Genomic DNA, 21,230 nt, shown 5'->3' with positions numbered 1-21,230 from the left:
TATCGCTGTCGGAAACCCAGCGGCCAAACCAAATTAGATTCCCGGTAACCGAAACGAATACGAGGTTAGCAAGAAAAAACGAGAATGATTGACGTAAGTCGACTAAGGGTACGATTCTTAGTATTGACAAATAGCCAGTCAAATCAGCCTGTTTGTAAATTGCCCCGCTTTGCAACAAGCTAGCATAGCGAAAAGATCATGCCTTCGCGGGCGAGAAGCATTTCAAAACTTAGGGGGCTCGCATGACTACATATATCCAGAAAAATCGCCTCCAGCTCATCATCACTCCGCGTCGGCTCATGGTGCGTCAAAAACAACTGCTTAACGCCCGCTTGCGCCGCGAAATTCATCGCCGAGTGATAAGTGCCGTGGCCCCAGCCGTGTTTGCCGGCGTACTCGGCATCGGTGTAGGAACTATCCATGATCAATGCGTCGACGCCGGCCATTGCCGCGATGACTTCTTCGCGCTTTTGCTCGATTAGCTCTTGCATGGCCGGATAACCCGGATGATTGGCCTGATAAGGATTCAGCGGCGGTTCGTAATCGCCGGTAAAAAACAAGGAGCTGCCGTCGCTGTCGTCGATCCGATAACCGAAGTTATATACCGGGTGATTCAAGACTGTCGGCGTCACGCGGACGCTGCCGACACTAACCGTCTGGCCGGCTTTTAGCGTGAAATAACGCACCTCGGCCTGCAATTGCGCTTCACTGATCGGAAAATAGCTATGCTGCAATTGCACATGCATGGCCCGCTCTATGCCTTGATGGGTCAGGGGTTCCAGGCCTCCGTAGATATTGATGCAATTGCCGGCCTTGAACATGGGCAGAAAAAACGGCAAGCCCTGGATATGGTCCCAATGGGTATGGGTGATTAGGATATGCGCCGTCAGCGCTTGTTTCGGCAAACTTTGCGCGAGTGCGTGAATGCCGGTGCCGGCATCGAGAATGATCAAATCGCCGGCACTGCTGGTGATTTCGATACAGGTCGTGTTGCCGCCGTATTTGACGGTACTCGGCCCCGGCGTGGCGATCGAGCCCCGCACTCCCCAAAATTTGAATTTCATTGCTCGATAATCCTGTCGCCTGATTAGTGCGCTTCGTCCCAATTCTCGCCGCTACCCACTTCCACCAGCAATGGCACATGCAGTTCAGCGGCGCCGGACATGATGCCGCGGATGGTTTCGACGTGATCCGTCAGCTGCGCTTCTGCCACTTCGAACACCAGTTCGTCGTGTACTTGCATAATCATCTTCACATCCGGGCTATCGGCAGTGATCCAGGTATCGCAAGCCAGCATCGCCCGCTTGATGATGTCGGCGGCGGTGCCCTGCATCGGCGCGTTGATAGCAGTGCGTTCGGCGTATTGGCGCATCGCGGCATTACGGGAGTTGATCTCCGGCAAATACAGGCGGCGGCCGAAAATGGTTTCGACATAGCCTTGCTGTTTCGCCAGTTCACGCGTGGTGTCCATATACTGTTTCACGCCGGGGTAACGGCTGAAGTATAGATCGATATACGCCTGGGCTTGATTGCGCGGCAAGCCCAATTGCTGCGCCAGACCGAACGCCGACATGCCGTAAATCAAACCGAAATTGATGGCCTTTGCAGAGCGGCGCAAATCGTGAGTGACTTGCTCCAGTTCCACTTCAAACACTTCCGCCGCGGTGGCGCTATGCACATCCACGCCTTGCGAAAACGCTGCCAGCAGGCCGGCATCGCCGGATAGGTGGGCCATGATGCGCAGTTCGATCTGCGAATAGTCGGCGGCGACGATTTTATAGCCGGGCGGGGCGATGAAGGCCTGACGAATCTTGCGGCCTTCTTCGCTACGAATCGGAATGTTTTGCAGATTAGGATCGGACGACGACAAGCGCCCGGTGGCGGCTACGGCCTGATGATAGGAGGTATGCACCCGGCCGGTGCGGTCGTTGACCTGCTGCGGCAGTTTGTCGGTGTAGGTGGATTTGAGTTTGCTCATGCCGCGAAAATCCAGAATCAGCTTAGGCAAGGCGTAATCCACCGCCAGTTCTTGTAACACCGATTCGTCGGTGGAGGGCTGACCTTTCGGGGTTTTCTTCAATACCGGCAGATTCAAACGGTCGTACAAGATTTCCTGAATCTGCTTGGGTGAACCGAGGTTGAACGCGGAACCTGCCAGATCGTGGGCCTGCTGTTCGATGCCTATCATCCGGTTCGCCAATTCCAGGCTCTGCTGGGCCAGCATCGCGCTGTCGATCAGCACGCCGTTTTCCTCGATCCGCGCCAACACGCTGATCAGTGGCACTTCGATCTCGTTGTACAAAGCCCACAAGCGAGGATGTTGTTGCAATTGCTCGGACAAGGTTTGATGCAGGCGCAGGGTGATGTCGGCGTCCTCGGCGGCGTATTCGCTGGCTTGTTCGATGGCTACTTCGGCGAAGCCGATCTGCTTGGCGCCCTTGCCGGCTACGTCTTCGAAATGAATGGTCTCTACGCCCAGATAACGCTTGGCCAGATCGTCCATATTGTGTTTGGTCGCGGTACTGTTCAACACGTAAGACTCCAGCATCGTGTCGTGTTGGATGCCGCGCAGCGCGATGCCGTGATTGACCAACACATGGCTATCGTATTTCAGGTTTTGGCCCAGCTTGGCTTTGTTTGGGTCTTCCAGCAATGGCTTTAAAGCGTCCAATACGGTTTGCCGGTCAAGTTGGGCCGGTGCGCCGGGATAATCGTGCGCCACAGGCAAATAAGCGGCCTGGCCGGCTTCGACTGCAAACGACACGCCGACGATTTGCGCATCGCTGTAATTCAGACTGGTGGTTTCGGTGTCGAATGCGAACAACTCGGCTTGTTTGAGCTTATCCAGCCAGGCATCGAAATCGGCTTGGCTGAGGATGGTTTGGTAATCCCTCGCTAGCGCAGCTTTCGGCTCCTTCTCTCCAACGGGAGAAGGCTGGATTGAGGATTCCGAAGAATCGTTTTTTGCATTTCCCCTCACCCCACCCTCTCCCTCTGGAGAGGGAGTTGAGCCATCGCCGTTCAAGGTTTTCAGCCAACTGCTAAAGCCCAAATGGCCCAGTTGGTCTTTAAGGGAGGCAATGTCCGGTGCCTTGCGCTTTAATTCGTCCAGACTGTAATGCAAGGCCACGTCGCATTTGATGGTGGTCAGCTCGCGAGACAGCGGCAACTGGCCCAAGGCTTCGCGCAAATTGTCGCCGATCTTGCCCTTGATCTCGTCGGCGCGGGCGATCAAATTGTCCAGCGTGCCGTATTCCTGCAACCACTTGGCGGCGGTTTTCGGCCCGACTTTCGGTACGCCGGGAATGTTGTCCACCGCATCGCCCATCAGCGCCAGATAATCGATGATCTGCTCCGGCTTTACGCCGAATTTGTCCTGCACACCCTGAATATCCATGCGGGTGTTGGTCATGGTGTTTTCCAGGGTGATTTGCTCGTTCACCAACTGCGCCATGTCCTTGTCGCCGGTGGAAATTATCACCTCAAAGCCTTGTCGAGCGGCGTTCTGCGCCAGGCTGCCCAGCACGTCGTCCGCTTCCACGCCGTGTTCGATAATCAACGGCAAACCCAGCGAGCGAATCAAGTCGTGCAAGGGCGCAATTTGCACCCGCAGATCGTCCGGCATCGGTGGTCGATGGGCTTTGTATTGATCGTACAAATCGTGGCGAAAAGTCTTGCCCGGCGCATCGAACACCACGGCAAAATAGGGCGTGCCGTAATCGTTGATCAGCTTGCGCAGCATGTTGGAGACGCCGTAAACAGCGTTGGTCGGCTCGCCCTGCGCATTGGTCAGCGGTGGCACCGCGTGAAAGGCGCGAAATAGAAACGACGAGCCGTCGACCAGGATCAGTTTGTTAGGAGCGGAATCGGACATGGAGAGTCAACAAGCAACAGTAGGGTTGGCGCAACGATACAGGGCCTGGCAGCCTGCTGCAAGCGCCGATGAATATGTTATTTGACGGCGACATGAACCGCTGCAGCGAGAGATAGGCAGCATGCATGCGGATTCAAAATCTACCGGAACTCTTGCTCTCAAGGGCTTTTGTTTTAGTTATTACGCTACTGCCTGCCAGTCTGGTCCCGTTCGGGCTGATCGACCAAAGCCGCGATCACCAAGTCGCCGCTGACATTCAATGTGGTGCGGCACATGTCCAGAAAGCGATCCACGCCCAAAATTAAACCCATGCCTTCGGCCGGGATGCCGACCTGCTGAGTCAGGATCATAATCAACGGCAGCGAACCGCCTGGCACGCCGGCCGTGCCGATCCCGGCCAGTATCGACATCAACACCACCTGTACCTGCTGCGCCAACGTCAAATCGATGCCGTACACCTGCGCCAAGAACAACACGGTGATGCCTTCGAACAGCGCGGTGCCGTTTTGATTGGCGGTGGAGCCTATCGTCAGCACGAAGCGCGCGACTTCCGGCCTAAGATTTAATTCCTGTTCGGCCAGTTCCAGCGAGCGTGGCAAAGTGGCATTGGACGAGGCGGTGGCGAAAGCGTACAGATAAACCTCGCGGCATTGCCGAAAAAAAGCCCAAGGCGCGATGCGAGTGAACAGTCGTAACAGCAGGGTGTAAACCACGCCCTGCTGTATCAGCAGGCCGGTGACCACGATCAGCACATAAAAACCCAAGGAAAATAATATGTGATGACCAAATTTGAAGGTCGATTGAAACACCAGCGCAAACACCGCCGCCGGCGCGAACTTCATCGCAGTATCGACCACCAGCAGGCAGGCGGCATAGGTTTCTTCCAATAACTCTACCCAACGCGACGGTTTGCCTCCCGTGGTGACGGCCAGCGCCGCGCCGAAAGCCAAGGAGAAAAACATCAAGGACAGCATCTCGCCTTCCAGCGCCTGAGTCGCGCTGGCAAACGGATTCTTGGGAATAATCTCCAGCAAGGATTGCACCACCGGTTTGGCCTGAGCGACGTTTTGCTGGATTTTATGCACGCCTGAGCTGTCGCCCAGCATCTGCGAAATATCCAGACCATTCCCCGGCTGAGCAATATTGACCAGCGAGATGCCGATCACCACCGACGCCGAACTGGCCAGCACGGTAAAAAGCAAGGTGCGCTTTGCAACCCGTGCCAAGCCGTGATGATTGCTGAGCTGATAAACCCCCAGTATCAGGCCGCTCATCACCATCGGCACCACGATCATGAAAATCAGCCGCAAGAAGATTTGGCCGATGGGCCCCATCAAATAAAGGTTAAATAGTTGCAATGCTTCCGAGTCGGCGAAGCCATGACAAATTAGCCCGGCTACGGCGCCAAGCACTAGACTCAGCAGTAATAGATGATGGTTTTTCATGGTGAATGTGGAAGAAGTTGTCTTAATCGTCTCGATCTTAGGTCTTTTCCGAGGATTTTGGAATTTTTCGGCGTGATATGTTCGGCAAGTGGCAACTGGATACCGAGTTGAATGATTGGTTCGATGCGGATAAATCGTATCGACTGAATCTTGGCTTACGCATTACTGCAAACCGGGGCTTGGGAATGCAAAACCGCTAACGCCGCATCGCTCGTTGCGCCTTACGCTTTTGCAACCAGCGGATCACTCCGGTGACGAACAGCGCCGGGCAAGCCAGGCCGGCAATAAATACCAGAATACGCCCGGTCATGCCGAAGGCCTGGCCGGAATGCAGAGGCCATTGCCAGTGAGTGAATACCTCGCCAGCCGTGGCTGTCGGCAGACTGGGATCGTCCAGATCCAGAATCTTGCCTGTATAGCGGTCGATGACGGTACAGCGGCGTTGCAAGATGCTACCGGGCGCATCGACGCCATCTTGGCATACCATATAGGTTTTAGTCGGCTCCGCCGCTCCATAAATCCAGTGCGGCCGGCCATCCGGATACTGTTGCCGTGCGATAGCCACTGCTTGATCCATGCCAATCGCCGGCGCATTCTCCGCGGGCGGCGTGGAATGAAACCAGTAACGGTAAGTTACTGGCGAGAATAGTTCGAGTACTGGCACCACATTGTGCGGCAATACCATATAAACGCCGGAGAACAGCACCGGTATCATTACTAGAGCGGTGTAAAAGCCGCTGACCTTGTGCAGGTCGTAATTGAAACGCACCTTGCCGGCGCCGGCCTTGAAAACTAGCGCCTGGCGCCATTTTCCGGTCAGCGGCCACCAGACGATCAGGCCGGTCAAAGTGGAAATAATCAATAACGCCCCGGACACGCCGACCACCACCGTGCTGACCTCGTTGGGCAGCAGCAAGGCGTAATGCAATTCAAACATCAAACCGATAAAGGTGCTGGGCAGCCAGTCGCTGGAACGGCCCTGGAGCTGTTTGCCGGTGACTTGCGTCGTGTAAGGATCGACCGCCACCAGCCAGCGTTCGACGCCATCCGCACTCGAAACGGTAAAGTTCAGCTTGAAGGCGGCCTCAGCGTTGCGCGGATACGTGGCGAAATTATGCTTGGCTTGTGGCGGCATCGCTTCCTTGCCAGCCGAGAAAATCTCCGCCAGTGGCCGATATTCTGCATGCGCCGTTGGCTTTACGGTCAGCATATCAGGATGCAGCCATTCGTCGATTTCCGGATGAAACACCAGAATGCTACCGGTGATGCCGTAGATAGCCAGTAGCAGGCCCAGCGTCAGTCCTAGCCAGAGATGCACGGTCAGCCAGCGCTGGCGGCGGAGTTTTAAACGGGGAAGGCTAGGATTTTGCGGTTCTTTTCGAACCGTGGAAGCAGGTTGATAGAGATTTGTGCTCATGCTTGTAGCCCGAAAGGAACCTTGAAAGTTAGGAAAATAGAGTTGGCTAAGCCGGCCGCAACTTTGCCCGGAAAGCCTCTTTGTTGAATAAGACGTTCCGGCACCGAAAAATCCCACACCGGCTTGGTTGGCCGGACGGGATTTGTAATCAATGCCGTTTAAGGTATACCCAAAGGCACAAGAGTCGCTGCGCGTAAGGGTGACGATAGGAACCTCAATCCACGTGGGCTAGACTTCACGGCTTTGGATTTGCAACCCAAGGCCGATCCGTGAAACTCGATCGGATGAATTCGAAGTCTTTATCCCTCCGAATACGCTTCGCTATTCGGAGCTACAATGTCTGAACCATCCGGACGCTAGAATTCCAAACGGATCGAACCCATGAAATTGCGCGGTGCACCCGGCTGAGTCAAATAACCGTTGAATGCAGATGTTTCATAAATGGTCTTGTCCAGCAGGTTATTGACATTAAGTTGCGCCGTTACTTTTGACTGCCCCACGTTCCAGGCATAACCGATCAGGGCATCGACTCTGACATAGCCCGGCATTTGCCAATTATTCAAATTGTTGCCTTGGCGCTCGCCAACCATATACGCGCCGGCGCCAACATTCAGGCCACGTAAAGCGGGATCTTGAAATGCGTATTTGGCCCAGAAGCTTCCTGAATTTGCCGGAACGTTCCAAAGTTTGTGACCTTGATTGCCTCTGTTATCTTGAGTGATGACAGCGTCGGTATAGGCGTAGGTCGCAATCAAATTCAGGCCTTCGGTAATCTGCCCCGATACATCCACCTCTATACCGCGGCTGCGGGCTTCGCCGGTTGACACGGAAAACCGGGGGTTTACCGGGTCCTGCGTCGCGATGTTTTGTTTGGTCAACTCGTAAAAGGCAACGGTGGTCATCAGCCGCTTATCGAACCATTCGGTTTTGAATCCCACCTCGTGCTGCTGAGCGGTTTCGGCATCGAGCGGTTTGCCGTTTGATGCCAACGCGCTATTCGCCCCGCCTAGAGATTCGACGTAATTTCCGTACAGCGAAAGCCAGGGCCAGGGTTGATAGACCACGCCCACGCGCGGACTGAACGCCTCGTTTTTGACTTCGGTCTCATTGTTTCTGGCGGTTTCGATGGAAGTCGAGGCCGCACCGCTGCTGCGCGTTGCCCAATCGTAACGTCCACCGCCCATGATATGTAACTTATCGAACAGAGTAATCTGATCCTGAAAGTAGGCGCCGTACCAATATTGCTCTAAGGTGCTGAAATCATTGAAACCCTGGCTTGCGGCGGATGGAACCTGTCCGTAGACCGGATTAAAAATATCGACCACAGGCCTATGGCTGGCGGGGGCAGGAGCACCGAAAAAGCCCTGCCCTTCGAAGTCTTCCCAAAAGTAATCGAATCCCGCCAACACTCGATGCTCGGTCCCTAACAGCTTGAATTTGCCGGTGAGGTCGACATTTGTCGCGACGGTATCGGTAATGTCGATCGGCCTATCGGACACATTCCGTACCGCAGTGCGATTATTGGCGGGATTAACCCGACCGGGAAAAAAGGATGAATTATTTATTTGGTAATCCAGTTTGTAGTAGTGAAAGCGATGCTGGATTTTCCAATCATCATTGAATTGATGAGACCAATCGAACCCGATCAAAAACTTGTCGAATACCGATTTTTCATTGTCCGACCCAAACCCATAGTAGCGGCTTATAGGTACATTGGCAGGACGATTGCCCAGCACGGGCAAGCCGGTGTAACTGGTGCGCTCGTCGTAGAGATATTCCAGGTTCAAATTGATTTCGGTGCGGTCGCTGGGTTTCCATGCAATGGATGGCGCGAAAAACACCTGTTCCTGATCCGTTTTGTCGATAAAAAAGTCGTTGTTTTGGTAGGCCAAATTGACTCTGTATAACAAGGAATGGTCCTGGTTGATCGGCCCGGTCGCGTCCGCCGTGGTACGAAACATATCGTACGAACCAAACTGCTGTTCCAATGCGTAATAAGGAGTATCCAGCGGTTTTTTGGTAACAATGTTGATCAAGCCGCCGGGTTCGATCCGACCATACGCAGCCGCGGCCGGACCTTTAAGAACTTCCAAGCGTTCCAGATCGGCAACCTCCTGCACGGCACGCCGGATGCGTAATCCGTTACGATAAACCGTGGTCGCGCCATCGGTCAGAAAGCCGCGTAACTGAAAGCCTTCGTACATCGGGTCGGTCGACCAGTTTATGCCGCTGACGTTTTTCAGCGCATCCTTGAGACGAATCGCCTGCTGGTCTTTTAATATTTGCTTGGGGATGACCTGAATCGACATTGGCGTCTCCATAATCGGCGTGTCGGTTTTTGTGGCGGCGCTGGTATTGGGTAGGCGGTAATCGGCGTTATACGGATTAGCGGGATCGTCAGCGGCATGGCCGGTCACCGTCACCGCCGGCATGGTCGCCGCCGACTGCGGCTCTACCGCTGTCATTTTCTGTAGCGTTACAGTGTTGCCGCTATTGAATTGATATGAGATTCCGGAACCCGCCAGTAGACGTTTCAGCGCTGCTTCCAGCGAATATTGGCCGCTGACACCCGGCGAATTAAGCCCCTTGACTAGTTCCGAGTTGTAAACGAATTGCACGCCGGACTGTTCGGCCAGCGCGCTGAGCGCGGAATATAAAGGTTGTGGAGCGATGTTGAAGCTGCGGCTTTCGCTGTTGGCGGCGCTGGTGCTTTCGGCCTGGAGGGGTAATGGCGCGGTCAATGTCATTAACCCCAAATAAAGCGGCAGCGTGGTAATGCCAAGCGAACGGCTAAGCCGGGTTTTGTCTGTTCCGATGACTGGAATTCCTGTTTTTCTCATATTTTTCTGTCCTCAGTGATGATGTGTTCAAGCTGAGAACGTCTGGCGGCAGTCGAAGCCGTACAAATGATGACGCGGCAAATTGTCGCAGGTTGGGCGATTCGCCTCTATAGGGGGCTCAGCATTATTGGGTAACAATCAGGACTGCAAAAACACAAGTGGACCCGCATGGATGATCTTGATAGGCAACGTCTGTTGCAACGCCTCCAGCCAGGCATCGATTTGTTTGATGTCGACGGCGATGTTGACTTCCCGTTCCGCCAGTTTGTCGTCCAGCAGCTTGATCTGACCACGGCGGTAGCGGTTGATTTCGGCGATGACCTGTTTCAACGGCACGAAGTTCATCAGCAAGCGGCCCCGGCGCCAGGCGTCGGCGTTGCTTAATTCCACTGATTGTAGATTACCGAGCGATTCGGCATTAAAAGCCAGCTGTTGTCCGGGCTGTAAGGTGGCGCTGTCGGTTTGCGCGCCTTCGGACGAAGGCCGGCTGGTGCGGACCCTGCCTTGTAAAAGAGTCACGGCGCCGGCCTTGCCGTCGTAACGGACGATGAAGCGTGTGCCCAGGGCTTCGGTTGTCGTCGAGCCGGCGCTTACCCGGAACGGCCGGCTACTGTCGTGGGCGACCTCGAATTCGGCTTCGCCGCGCAGCAGTTCGACCCGGCGCTCGTTACCGCTAATCGACACATCGATGGCGGTGTCGGTATTCAGATGCGCGACGCTGCCGTCGGCCAGTGTGATCGAAGTTTGTTCGCCGATGTGGGTGCGGTAATCGGCCAAAGGATGCGTCAGGTAATCCGGATAAAAACCAGTAACCACCGTTAAAGCCAGCGAAGCGGCGGCGGCAAGTCCCAGGCCGCGTCGCGCGATTGTAGTACGGCGACGTTTCGCGGCAAGTTCCCTGCGGCGTTGCCGGTCGGCCAGCAACGGGGCGGGCAGTTGTTGCCACAGCTTGGCGATGTCTCGATAGGCTTGTTCATGCTCCGGGCTTTGCCGCCGCCAGTCTTCAAACTCGATGGCCGCATCGGGTGCTACTACCGCACCGGACGTCAGGCGAACATGCCAGGCAACTGCTTCTTGCCTTATCTGTTCGCGGATTTGCTGTGTGGATTCGGTCATCGGCGGCTTGATGAGTGGGCTCGGATAATTACTATAACGAACAGGAGGGCTTGAAGCCACACTATCGATCGACGAATAAACGGCAATGATTCAAGGCCCGGGCCAGCTGTTTTTCCACCCAACTGGTGGAAATTTTAAGCTGCCGGGCAATCTCGGCGTGGCTCAAGCCTTCGACTCGGCTCAAGTAAAGGATTTCGGCGCACTGGTCGGGCAATTCCGCCAGCGCCGATTGCACTTGTTGCAGTTGATCCTGAGCCTGAGCAACTTGCTCCGGTACCGCAGAATGGTCGATTTCTGTTTCGTCGCCCAGATATTGATCAAGCAGTTCGCTACGGCGCTTTTGGGTGCGGATATGATCGATGGACAGATTGGAGGCCACGGTAAACAGCCAGGCCACAACCTCGTTCTCGCTGCTAGGTGGCGGCTTCAGCAGCATCAAGCGCAGGTAGATGTCCTGAACCAGATCGGCAGCCGTATCCTGGCAACGGATGCGCTGATGCAGAAATCGCTGGATTTGCGGGCGGCTGGTTAGAAAAATCTGGTAAATGTCGTGTTCTGAAAAAGCCATGCGCGGGTAAGTCAGGCTAGGATCGGCGTTAATTGTGGCAATCAGTACAGCAGGATTTGTGCCATAACCGGGCTTTTCTCGCTGTGTAACGCTTCGGTCCTTGAAAAGTAGAGGCTAACCGCAAGAAGAATTTAATAAACTGTGTGAAATGCCGCATACATCGTTCCCACGCTCGGGGTGGGAATGCAGCCTGAACCGCCCTGCGGTTCGAGACGCTGGAGCGCCTCCTAACTGGGTTCCCACGCAGAGCATGGGAACCATAAAATTGGTTCCGTGCAGGTGTGTTACCGAGTGCTGATCTGGGACTGGCATTCCATTTCTAACATACCCGGAAACAGCGAGGATTAGGTAAATGGATTACGAGCCCCGACCGACTCATGGATTTTTTGAGTAAACCTAGCTTAAAACTCAAGCCGAATCGAGCCCAACACAGTTCGCGGCGCGCCTGGATAAATGCCATTGCCTGTGCTGTTTGAAGCACTATCGTAGTAGTTTTTATTCAGCAGATTGTCGATGTTAAGCTGGGCGGTGAATTTGGTTTTGCCAATGTTTAGGGTGTAACTGGCTAACAGATTGATGGTCGCATAGCCCGGCAGTTGGAAAGTATTCGAGTTATCTCCCTCCCGTTGGTCGCGAACCAGCACACCACCGCCGAATTTAAGTCCACGCAAATCGCCGCCTAAAAACTCATAGGTATTCCAAAGACTGGCTATGTTGCGCGGCACATTAAACAGACGGTGTCCTTGGTTTCCAAGGGTGATGTTGCCATTAACATCCTGCCCAGTGTCCTTGGTGATTTGGGAATCAATATAAGAATAACTGCCGATGACATTCCAGCCAGGTAGCACCTCGCCCGCTACATCCAGTTCTATCCCCTGATTGCGAACTTCGCCGACAGCGGTTTGAAAACCACGCAGTGCATTATCAGGGTCAGGATCGGTGACAGCGATGTTTTGTTTAGTAATATCGAACCAGGCGAGGGTGGTGGAGAGGCGTTTGTCGAACAGTTCGGTCTTGATGCCCGCCTCAAATTGTTGCGCGGTGGTGGCCGGCAAGGCGATGCCATTGGCATTGATACCGTTCGTCGAACCAAAGTTCTCTACATAATTTCCATAGACACTGACTTCGGGTATGGGTTGATACAAAATACCAAAGCGGGGATTGACCGCTTCCTGTTCGGTGTTGCTATAGGTATTGGTCTGGTCTCCAGATGAACTGAAGGTTTGTGACTCTGTAAACCTTGCCGTGTCGTATCTGAAACCCGCCAACAGATGGACATGGTACGGAAGCTCTATCTGATCCTGTGTGTAGAATCCTCCCCATTCTTCCGTAAAAGCATTGTGTCCAAAATTGAACGGGTTGTTAATGCTACCGCCGAATCGGCCGGCGTTCAGGTCTAAGCCCGTGTGCTGCGGATTGTAGGCGTCAATTTGTAAATACGGTGTAAAGAAAAAGTCAGTGCTGTGGTCAAGGCGCTGATAGTCTCCGCCAATCAGCACTTCGTGTTTAATCCCCCAAGTACTAAATTTTCCGAGCATATCTAAGGTGGTGTAATAGTTATGGTCGTCGCGCTCATCACGAAAAATCCCTCGGTTCACTCGACAGCCTGCGGGGGTGCAGTTACTTGGATTTACGGGACCATTGACGTTAACAGTAGGCAGCGTATTGGCCTTGGGCAGGAAAATAGCATCGAAACGGTGACGTAGCGTCCAGTTGTCGTTAAACGCATGCGACCAATCAAAGCCCACATTGAAGGTTTCACTTTCATCCCATTGTCCCTTTTCTCCCAGATTGCGCTCACGCGGCAAATTGACCGGACGGTTGCCTATAGCAAACAGCCCCATGTCATGGGGATCCTTGCTGTGTTGGTATTCCATGTGGAAGTTTGCCTGAGTCTGGTCGCTGATCGTCCAATGGAAGGTCGGGGCAAAAAATACCCGGTCGTGCTCAAGGAATTCCCGGAACGAACCGCTATTTTCATAAGCCAGATTGACACGGTACAGCAAGGACTTATCGTCTGTCACTGGGCCCGTGGCATCCGCCGTGGTGCGGTAAAAATCAAACGAGCCAAATTGCTGTTGCAAGGAATAATAAGGCGTATCCAATGGCCGCTTGGTGACGATGTTGACCATACCGCCAGGCTCCATGCGTCCAAAAAGTATGGAGGCCGGCCCTTTGAGCACTTCAACTCGCTCGACGTTGGCCATTTCGCGCGGGCCATTGACCACAAAACCACCATTGAACTTGCCGCCGTCACGGTAAAACTCAAAAGTTTCAAAGCCGCGTACAAACGTGGCGCTTTGTCCGCCAAATCCACCAGATGCCCGGCTGGAATACGTACCGCTGACATTTTCGATAGCCCTCTCCAATCGCACAGCCTGCTGGTCTTGCATTACCTGCTTAGGTATGACCTGCACGGAAAAAGGTGTTTCCATGATCGGCGTGTCGGTCTTGGTGGCGGTCGTGGCGTTGGGACGGTTGTAGTCGGTGTTATAGGGATCGGTGGAATCATAGACTGCTTTGCCGGTTACATTAACTGGAGCTAATGTCGTCGCCGATTGAGGCTCCACGGTATTGGCTTTTTCCAGCGTCACACTGCCGGACCCCGTCTTTCTCGGCACGAGGCCGGTGCCGCTCAGCAATTTTCGCAAGGCCTCTTGCGCGGTAAGCTGGCCGCGCAACCCCTGGCTATCCAGACCACGCACCAAGTCGGCATTGAACAGCACCTTCTGGCCACTGGTTTCTGAGAATTGCAGCAACGCATCGGATAACGAGCCGGCGGGAATCGAAAAGTGGAGCGATTGTTCGCTTGCCGCGTTTTCCTGCCCGGCAAGCGTGGGTTGCGGATTGGCAGCCAGCAGCAGAATGCCGGCGCAGATGCCGGAAATGGCAAAGCTAATCGGCCTATGCTTGCTGATTAATATTGCCGAGGCTTGTTCTGGTTCGTGGCAATCAGCGTCCGCTCGGGCTACTGTGGGTCTGCTTATCATCTGTTCTCCAATTATCGAGTCCGTGGAAAAGTTGGCTTCCTTCTATTTGCTGACGCAAATCAGGTTGCTTGGAGATAAAGACGACGTAGCTTAGGCAGGGTATCCATTCCCTGCTGAGATTTTTTTGCTGGTTGGCTTGATTCAGGGCGGGCGAATACCCTAAAGGGTTTAAGTCAATGTGCCCGTACAGCAATTCGCAATTGCCGGCGAAAATTATTTCGCCGACAGCAACTCGGTACGGCGGATCGTTGGTATGGTGGATTCGCGATAGCAAACCGCCATAAACTTAAAGGTAACGGCGGTTTGCGATCGCGAAATTGCCCCACGCCACTGAGGTATTGGAGTTAGGTTGACGATCCTTCCCACGTTGGGGCATGGGAAGGATACGTTATTCACTTCAGTAAACGGACACCGTCGCCGAGGCCCGCAGGCTTGGAAGCGCCGAAGGCATTTATTACACTAGCCTTGCCGTCGTGAGGAAAGTCGTCGGGAGGGAGCTTGCTCACGGCATCGATCCACACTTTCGGTTGGGGGCGGTTGTAATACCAGCCGAACATCGAAGGACTAAATACCTTATGCAAAACCGTTCGTTCGGCCTTCATCAATTCCCGCAATATTCGCGCATCCAGCTCAGGTTCCGTAAAAAAATACAGGGCGACGATCGCACCAAGGCAAAGTTCTTGTTGATCACTATCTTCTAAAGGGCAGCTAGAGACGATGGTTTTTAGTGTTCGATCCAAGGCCTTGTTCGGCTCCACTGCCAGCAACCGCCGCTTGCCATCCGTCGCCTTTGCAACAAGGTCAAGGCAAGTCTTTACCCGATTGCTTTCGCAACGATGGAGTTCCTCTTCGCTAGTCGGGAAATCCACCGCGTATTTCGCCAAATAAATGCGTCTATAAGCATCGTCCAGCGAATCGGTTTCACAGGCGAAAACCGCGAGCAATCCTACTAATGCCAGAAGTGTGGCTAGGCTTGATTTCTTGACTGGGTTCACTGGCGGCAACCTCAAGGGTATTTGGTCCAATCGGGAGCACCTCTGGGTGTCGGCGTGGTCTCCAGACGGGTGATTACAGCATCTGGCGCACCGAAAATCCCCGCAAAAGTGATGCTTGATTTCGCCCCTTCGCTAGGTACTGCGAAGGTAACATGCCATGAACTTGCGAAATCAGCCGTTGCACAGCCATAGAATTTGGACGGTCTGTTTGGATCGGCGATGAACCTATCCTTGATCGCCGTTTGTTTCGGAATGTCCAGCGTCAGTACCGTCGACTGATCCGTCCAACTCGCTTCACATTCGGAATTGTGAGTCAATTGCAAGATCAGTCCTCCAGGCGTTGCGTGGCCCGAATACCACACCCTACTGATTGACTTCGAGGGAAAGGAGGCCAAATAGTCCCAAAATTCCTGAGGTTTATTGATGCCCTTATAGGTAATTCCGTATCCTCTGGCGAGGTTCTTAATACGCTCAACGTAGCTGGAGGCTCCTTTACTGATCACGTTATCGGCTGCTTTCTTCCTGACCTTGTGCAAAGCTTTACCGGAGAGCGCCTCTTGCGCACCTTCCCAAAAAGTAATCTCGGAGTCATCCAACCAGCGCACACTATAAGCCGGCTCGTACACCACCCAATGCACATTCTCAGCCCTTTTGTGGTAGAGGTCTTTCTCGGCGGCAATCTGGATGGGATAGAAATAGTTGAGCCAGATCTTGTCGTGGCCCGGGTCGCAAGACTTAAATGTTCCTGGACCGCCTATCAAAATTATGAAATTTTCCACGTTTCTACACTCTTCTCACTTTGGATCGGCCATTTCGGGGTTGGGGGTTGGGGCGAGTGGTTTCGGTGAAGCTGGTGTCAGTTGTTGGTGCGATTCTCGATTTCATGTATGTGACGTAGGCCTTCCTTACGGAAATAGTGCCCAAAAACGAATGCAACTACCAGGAGCACCAAAAAGACGAAGTACGAAGGGCTACGCATGAAGTTCCAGATATCCGCAAATGAAGCATTTTTTCCAGTTCCATCAAGCGCGCCTTTCAGCAGGAACGTCATCGGCGCGATAGTGAACAGAAGCATGATTCCCTTGAATATTCCGACCCCAACGTCAATTAATGACTTGCCGAAGGCCTCTCTTGCTTTGGGGTTGTACTCTTCTGGTTTCATTGTGTTTCTCCGCGTGATGGATGAGGTATGAAGACAGTGGAACACCTATCGAATGATTGGGCCCACACAGCTTGATACTTAGCTACTAAACTAGGATTATTTGCCTGTATATCCAGTTTGCGCATCAGTATAGAAACTAACCTGGGTGTGTCAAGCCAGCGCTTTGTCCAACGATACATGAGCCCGAAGAGAGGGGTGTATATGGCGGCAATGCCGTAAGTGACGCGCACAAATCGAGACCGATGCGTCCCCATTTCCTATAGCACATCACCTTATCGAGTTTCATCAATCGTTGGGAGGCTAACAGTCTATTTCCGCTTGAAAAAAATTTTCAATACGGTGAATTTTTTTGTCGGGATGAACCATGTGTTGGTGAAATGAGAAAACCACCGACGGCGAGCTGTGTGTGGGAGAACCGCCCGCACGGCTCGGAAGGCTTTTGTCCTTTCGACCCCTAGCATCTGTTAAAGGCACAATTTATTTCGCCGACAGCAGCACCAGATGGTCGGTGATTTTTCTAACCTTAACCGGCAAACTTTGTTCGATGGATTGCAGTGCGACGTCGGTATCGGCGATGCCGAATACACCGGTGATCGGCAGGTTTTTGAGCGCATCGCCTACCATGACGATTTTGCCGGGGTGGTAGCGATTCAGCTCGGCGACGATTTCCGCCAGCGGTTTGTCCTGAAACACCATGCGCTGCTGGTGCCAGGCGGCGGCGCGTTGTAGGTTGACGTGGGTCGGGGGGCTGATGCCATCGGCGCTGAACTGCAGTTGCTCGGCTTCCGCCAGTCTTTCCTTGATCTCGCCGCTGGCGCTGGTGACTTTGACGGCGTGTTCGAACACCGTGACGCTGGCTTGCTGATCCTGCAGTTTAACGTCGAATGCGGTGCCCAAGGCTCGCACCTCGCCGGCGTCGGTTTTCACCACGAACGGCCGCTTGCTGTCGGCGGCCACCTTAAAAAAGGCCTCGCCTCGATGCAAGGTAAGCAACCGCTGCTGTTCGGAAAAATCCACCGATACCGCGCTGGCGGTATTCAGCAATACGGTCGAGCCGTCGGCCAAGGCGATTTGCCGTTGTTGGCCGGTGGCGCTGCGATAGTCGGCCAGATAAAAATCCAGTTGTTGGTAAGCGATGCTCAGCGTCAGCAACAACGATGCGGCCAGCGCCAAGCCGGTCTTGAATGTGCGTCGTGGCGGTTTGGATGCATTGGCTCGGCTAAACGCCAGCACTTCGCCCGATTCGGCGCCGATATCCGCCAGCGTCAGGCCATCCAGGCCGGTCCAGAAGCTATTGACCGCCTGCCAGGCCGCGGCATTTTCCGGGCATTCGGCCAGCCAATCCTCAAACTCGCGGCGCTGTCGGTCGCTGAGCAGATCGGAGCTTAACTTTGCCTGCCAAAGGATGGCTTGCTGTTCGGCCTGATGTTGTGGGGTATCGGATATGGAGTTGATCACGCGGGTTTTACGATGAGACGTTGCAGCCCTGTCTTAATATCCATTCCAAGTTTGGCCTAAGGTATTGTGAACGATTGTCGGGCATACGGCCAGCCGGATTACGCCTGGTGGTCATTGGCGTTTTCCAGTTCCAGCATGCGCCGCCGGCAATGTTCCAGGGCCTTGACGATATGCTTGAGCACGGTATTTTCGGCGATGCCCAGCTTGCGCATGATCTGCGAATAGGAATAGTGTTTGAATTTGTGCAGGATGAACACTTCCCGGCAACGCGGTGGCAATTCCGAGATGGCCTGTTTCAGATGAGCAAGCTGTTGCTGGCTGTAGAGTTGCCGTTCTACGCCGGGCGTGGCGTCGGCATGGTCGAACAGTTCCTCCTCGTCGGCATATCTTTCCTGCTCGCGCTTGGTTTTGCGCAGATGATCGATCGCCAGGTTGCCGGCCACCTTGTACAGAAATGCGCGAGGGTTATTAATGCGGTTTTCCGATTCGAACTGCGTGAGCCTGAAAAAAGCATCCTGCAGAATGTCGGCGGCGGTCTCCGGGCAGTTGACGCGATGCACTAAAAAGCCCAGCAATTCGTCGCGATGCTGCTGTATCAAGTCTGTGGCAAAATCCGGGGAAAATTTGAACACTGGCCAAACGCCTATGGTTGCGATCGTCATCTAACAGCAAATCCGATGCCATTGCTTGGCAAGCATAGGTTTGGCCAAAGGCGCATGACGTGGAGGTCAATTTGGCAAGCAGGCTCGGCGCAAAAAATAAGGCATATCACGCAGTTGATTATGAGATATGCCACACCAGTTCCTGCTTCAAAATAGAAACTTCCCATCCCGGCTTGGTATCTCGCAGGCAAGTTGGTGGCTGGAGTCGTAATGCTCCGCAACCCAGAAGATAGGCGACGTGGCCGTTTCAGCGGCTACGGCACCTATCCAAGCCAATGACTAAGAAAATATCAGAATCGGTATTCCACGCCACCAAACACCGAGCGGGTTGCGCCGGGATTGAACTGCTCCAAATCGGCGCCGCCAGCATTGCCTAGTACCCAAACCGAGGACGCATAATGTTCGTCGGTCAAATTTCTGCCATCGACGAACAACTTCCAATGTTTGCCGTCGTCCCATCCCATCCGCGCACCCAACAATGCATAGGGCTTGGCGGCCAGGGTGTTGGCGAAGTCCGCATAATTGGAACTGACGATGCGGGCGTTGGGGCCGATGTAAAAGCCGCTGGGATGCTGGTAAAGCGCTTCGACGAAGGCATTGTGCTTAGGTATGCCGGGCAAGCGGTTATTGCCAAGCGCGGGGTCGTTGTCAAACGTAAAATCATTCCATGTGTAGTTTCCGCTGAGTCGCAGGTTGTCGCCGGATGCCACCAGATTTAGCGGCAAAGTGGTTTCCAAGCCGAGTTCGACACCGCGATGCAGCGTCGTACTATCAGCGTTGGTGGAGGAAAACGCCGTTGGATTTCTGGGATTGGAAACAATCAAGTACTCGTTGTTGACCCATGCCTGGTAAAAAGCCAAGTCCCATTTCAAGCGCTGGGCTTGCCCGCGCGTGCCGATTTCCACGGTGCTGGCGGTTTGCAGATTTCTCTCGGGTTGGAGATAAATATTGGCAAGATCGGCCATTTTTGGCGGTTCGGAGCTGCGGCTGACATTGCCGTAAATTTGCGCTTCGTCGGTGGCTTGCCAGGTAAAGCCCAGTTTAGGATTGGCTGTGAAAAAATCTTGATTGGCCTGATTGCTGGGTCTGGCGGCACTGGCTACATAGCCCTCGTAACGCTCGTAATTCACGTCGCGATAATTTAATTGAATGCCGGCTATCAAGGTAAACGCGTCGGTCAAACTCAATTGATCTTCCATAAAAGCTTCGACATTCAGCCAGCGGTCGCGCTCCGCCGTCAACAACGGTCCAAGCTGCCTGCCAACGACGCCGTAGTTTTTATCGTTGATAAATTGCCATTGGGTTAGACCACCCCATATCACCCGGTTTTTTAAACCCAATAATTGACCGTTGAGTTCATGCCGCCAATTGAAGCCGACATCCTGCCACTGGTCATGATTGCCGCTATCGGTATAGTCGTAACGATAGTTATTGATCGAATAATAAGTGCCGATATCGAAGCGGTCGCCGCCATTCAATTTTACCGAATGTTTCAGATCGAAGCGGTAGGATGAAAAGCCGTTAGGCAGGGACCAATCGTTGGCGTTTTGTTGCGGATTTTGGTCGATTTGCCGCTTGCTCAGCGATGCCGGCCATAAAAAATTATGGTTTTGCGCATCGAAATACAAACGGGTTTCGTGATTTTCGTTCCAGCGATAGCCGATATTGCCATGTCCCAAAAACTGCTCTTGATGATTGTTTTCCCGGGGCGTATCGGTATTGACGTAGGAAAACGTGCCGAAAACATCCAGGCCGTTTTCAAACGCTTTGCCGCCGCTGAAATACGGGCGGTAATAATCGTTAGTCCCCCCGACAATCCCGATTTTCAGCGGATCGGCGGTATATCCGGTCGGCGTGATGTAATTGATGGCGCCGCCTAGATTGCTGCCGCCATATTCCAAGGCATTGGCACCGCGATAAACCTCTATATGATCGATGGCGTAAAGATTGAGCGCCTCGACATCGAAAGTGCCGTTGGCGTGGGTAAACGGCATGCCGTTGCGCAGGACTTTGATCCCGCGAATCGGCGAAATATCGGAATTGCCGTCCGAACCGCGGATGGAGATGCGCGATCCGCCGGTCGCACCAGCGCTAATATCGCCCACATAAACACCCGGCGCCGTCGCCAAGGCATCGCTGACCGACAATGGCGCGCCTTCCGTGATCCGTTCGCCATTAATCACCGTCGTTCCACCGGACACACGATTCAGTTTGGCTTGTGATTCTTGAATGGATGGCGTGGTTAAGCTGGGGCTATCTACACCAACGGTTTGTCCGATCACCGTCATAGCCGGTAACGTGGTAGCGCCGGATTGCGGCCCGATATCAGGCGCTTTTTCCAGTGTCACTGTCTTGTCATTGCTGTAACGGTAATTCAAGCCGGAGCCATGCAGTAGTTTTCGCAAAGCCTGTTCCGCCGTGTAACTGCCTTTCAGTTCGGGCGTTTGAATTTGTTCGTCGATGTCGCTTTCGTACAATACCTGCAAGCCGGTGGTGGCGGAGAAGCGGGTCAGCGCGCCGGCCAACGATTGAGCGGGAATGTTGAAAGTGATGGTAGCCTGCTCGCCCGCGAGGGTAATCGCGGGAGCCAGCAAGCCGGCGGCCGCCAGCAGCATTAAACGGCCTGTGATCGGGAAATGCATCGGTCATTCTCCTTGATTGATGAACAGTGTCATCAACCAAGACGATGCGGTCCTGAGCTTA

At 53.7% G+C, this 21,230-nt stretch carries 14 protein-coding genes; all 14 read right to left on the bottom strand.

From position 1 onward, the window contains the following. Nucleotides 1-179: 179 nt before the first annotated feature. The 14 genes from QZJ86_RS20230 to QZJ86_RS20165 all read right to left on the bottom strand — a co-directional run bounded on the left by QZJ86_RS20230 (nucleotide 180) and on the right by QZJ86_RS20165 (nucleotide 21,169). Nucleotides 180-1,064, bottom strand: a complete 885-nt coding sequence (locus QZJ86_RS20230; protein ID WP_301935394.1) for an MBL fold metallo-hydrolase — start codon at nucleotides 1,062-1,064, stop codon at nucleotides 180-182. Nucleotides 1,065-1,087: 23 nt separating this feature from the next. Further along, nucleotides 1,088-3,874 carry a DNA polymerase I gene (gene polA, locus QZJ86_RS20225; RefSeq protein WP_301935393.1) on the bottom strand — a complete coding sequence of 929 codons (2,787 nt, stop codon included), beginning with the start codon at nucleotides 3,872-3,874 and terminating at the stop codon, nucleotides 1,088-1,090. 185 nt (nucleotides 3,875-4,059) lie between these two features. Next, the gene (locus QZJ86_RS20220) at nucleotides 4,060-5,319 is read right to left on the bottom strand and encodes a dicarboxylate/amino acid:cation symporter (protein ID WP_301935392.1); all 1,260 of its coding nucleotides are present in this window, start codon (nucleotides 5,317-5,319) and stop codon (nucleotides 4,060-4,062) included. 196 nt (nucleotides 5,320-5,515) lie between these two features. Continuing rightward, the gene (locus QZJ86_RS20215; protein ID WP_301935391.1) at nucleotides 5,516-6,736 is read right to left on the bottom strand and encodes a PepSY-associated TM helix domain-containing protein; all 1,221 of its coding nucleotides are present in this window, start codon (nucleotides 6,734-6,736) and stop codon (nucleotides 5,516-5,518) included. 356 nt (nucleotides 6,737-7,092) lie between these two features. Then, nucleotides 7,093-9,576: a TonB-dependent siderophore receptor gene (locus QZJ86_RS20210; protein ID WP_301935390.1), complete on the bottom strand. Its 2,484-nt coding sequence runs from the start codon at nucleotides 9,574-9,576 to the stop codon at nucleotides 7,093-7,095. A 138-nt stretch (nucleotides 9,577-9,714) separates the two neighbouring features. Continuing rightward, a complete protein-coding gene (locus tag QZJ86_RS20205; RefSeq protein WP_301935389.1) occupies nucleotides 9,715-10,692 on the bottom strand; it encodes a FecR family protein in 978 nt (325 codons plus the stop codon). Between the two features lie 61 nt (nucleotides 10,693-10,753). Further along, on the bottom strand, nucleotides 10,754-11,260 hold the full coding sequence (locus QZJ86_RS20200) for an RNA polymerase sigma factor (protein ID WP_301935388.1): 507 nt from the start codon (nucleotides 11,258-11,260) through the stop codon (nucleotides 10,754-10,756). Between the two features lie 401 nt (nucleotides 11,261-11,661). Continuing rightward, nucleotides 11,662-14,019, bottom strand: a complete 2,358-nt coding sequence (locus QZJ86_RS20195; protein WP_301935387.1) for a TonB-dependent siderophore receptor — start codon at nucleotides 14,017-14,019, stop codon at nucleotides 11,662-11,664. A gap of 623 nt (nucleotides 14,020-14,642) precedes the next feature. Further along, nucleotides 14,643-15,245 (bottom strand): hypothetical protein, encoded by a 603-nt coding sequence (locus tag QZJ86_RS20190; RefSeq protein WP_301935386.1) that lies wholly within the window; start codon nucleotides 15,243-15,245, stop codon nucleotides 14,643-14,645. 11 nt (nucleotides 15,246-15,256) lie between these two features. Further along, entirely contained in the window at nucleotides 15,257-16,024 is a 768-nt protein-coding gene (locus QZJ86_RS20185; protein ID WP_301935385.1) for a hypothetical protein, read from the bottom strand. Between the two features lie 77 nt (nucleotides 16,025-16,101). Then, complete coding sequence (locus QZJ86_RS20180; protein ID WP_301935384.1) at nucleotides 16,102-16,407, bottom strand: hypothetical protein; 306 nt, start codon at nucleotides 16,405-16,407, stop codon at nucleotides 16,102-16,104. A 477-nt stretch (nucleotides 16,408-16,884) separates the two neighbouring features. Next, the gene (locus QZJ86_RS20175) at nucleotides 16,885-17,865 is read right to left on the bottom strand and encodes a FecR family protein (RefSeq protein ID WP_301935383.1); all 981 of its coding nucleotides are present in this window, start codon (nucleotides 17,863-17,865) and stop codon (nucleotides 16,885-16,887) included. 98 nt (nucleotides 17,866-17,963) lie between these two features. Further along, complete coding sequence (locus QZJ86_RS20170) at nucleotides 17,964-18,497, bottom strand: RNA polymerase sigma factor (protein ID WP_301935382.1); 534 nt, start codon at nucleotides 18,495-18,497, stop codon at nucleotides 17,964-17,966. A 320-nt stretch (nucleotides 18,498-18,817) separates the two neighbouring features. Further along, a complete protein-coding gene (locus QZJ86_RS20165; RefSeq protein WP_301935381.1) occupies nucleotides 18,818-21,169 on the bottom strand; it encodes a TonB-dependent receptor domain-containing protein in 2,352 nt (783 codons plus the stop codon). Nucleotides 21,170-21,230 lie beyond the last annotated feature (61 nt).

This window comes from Methylomonas montana (assembly GCF_030490285.1).
Taxonomy (GTDB): domain Bacteria; phylum Pseudomonadota; class Gammaproteobacteria; order Methylococcales; family Methylomonadaceae; genus Methylomonas; species Methylomonas montana.
The sequence above is the reverse complement of the archived record's forward strand: the minus strand, read 5'-3'. Positions and strand labels throughout refer to the sequence as shown.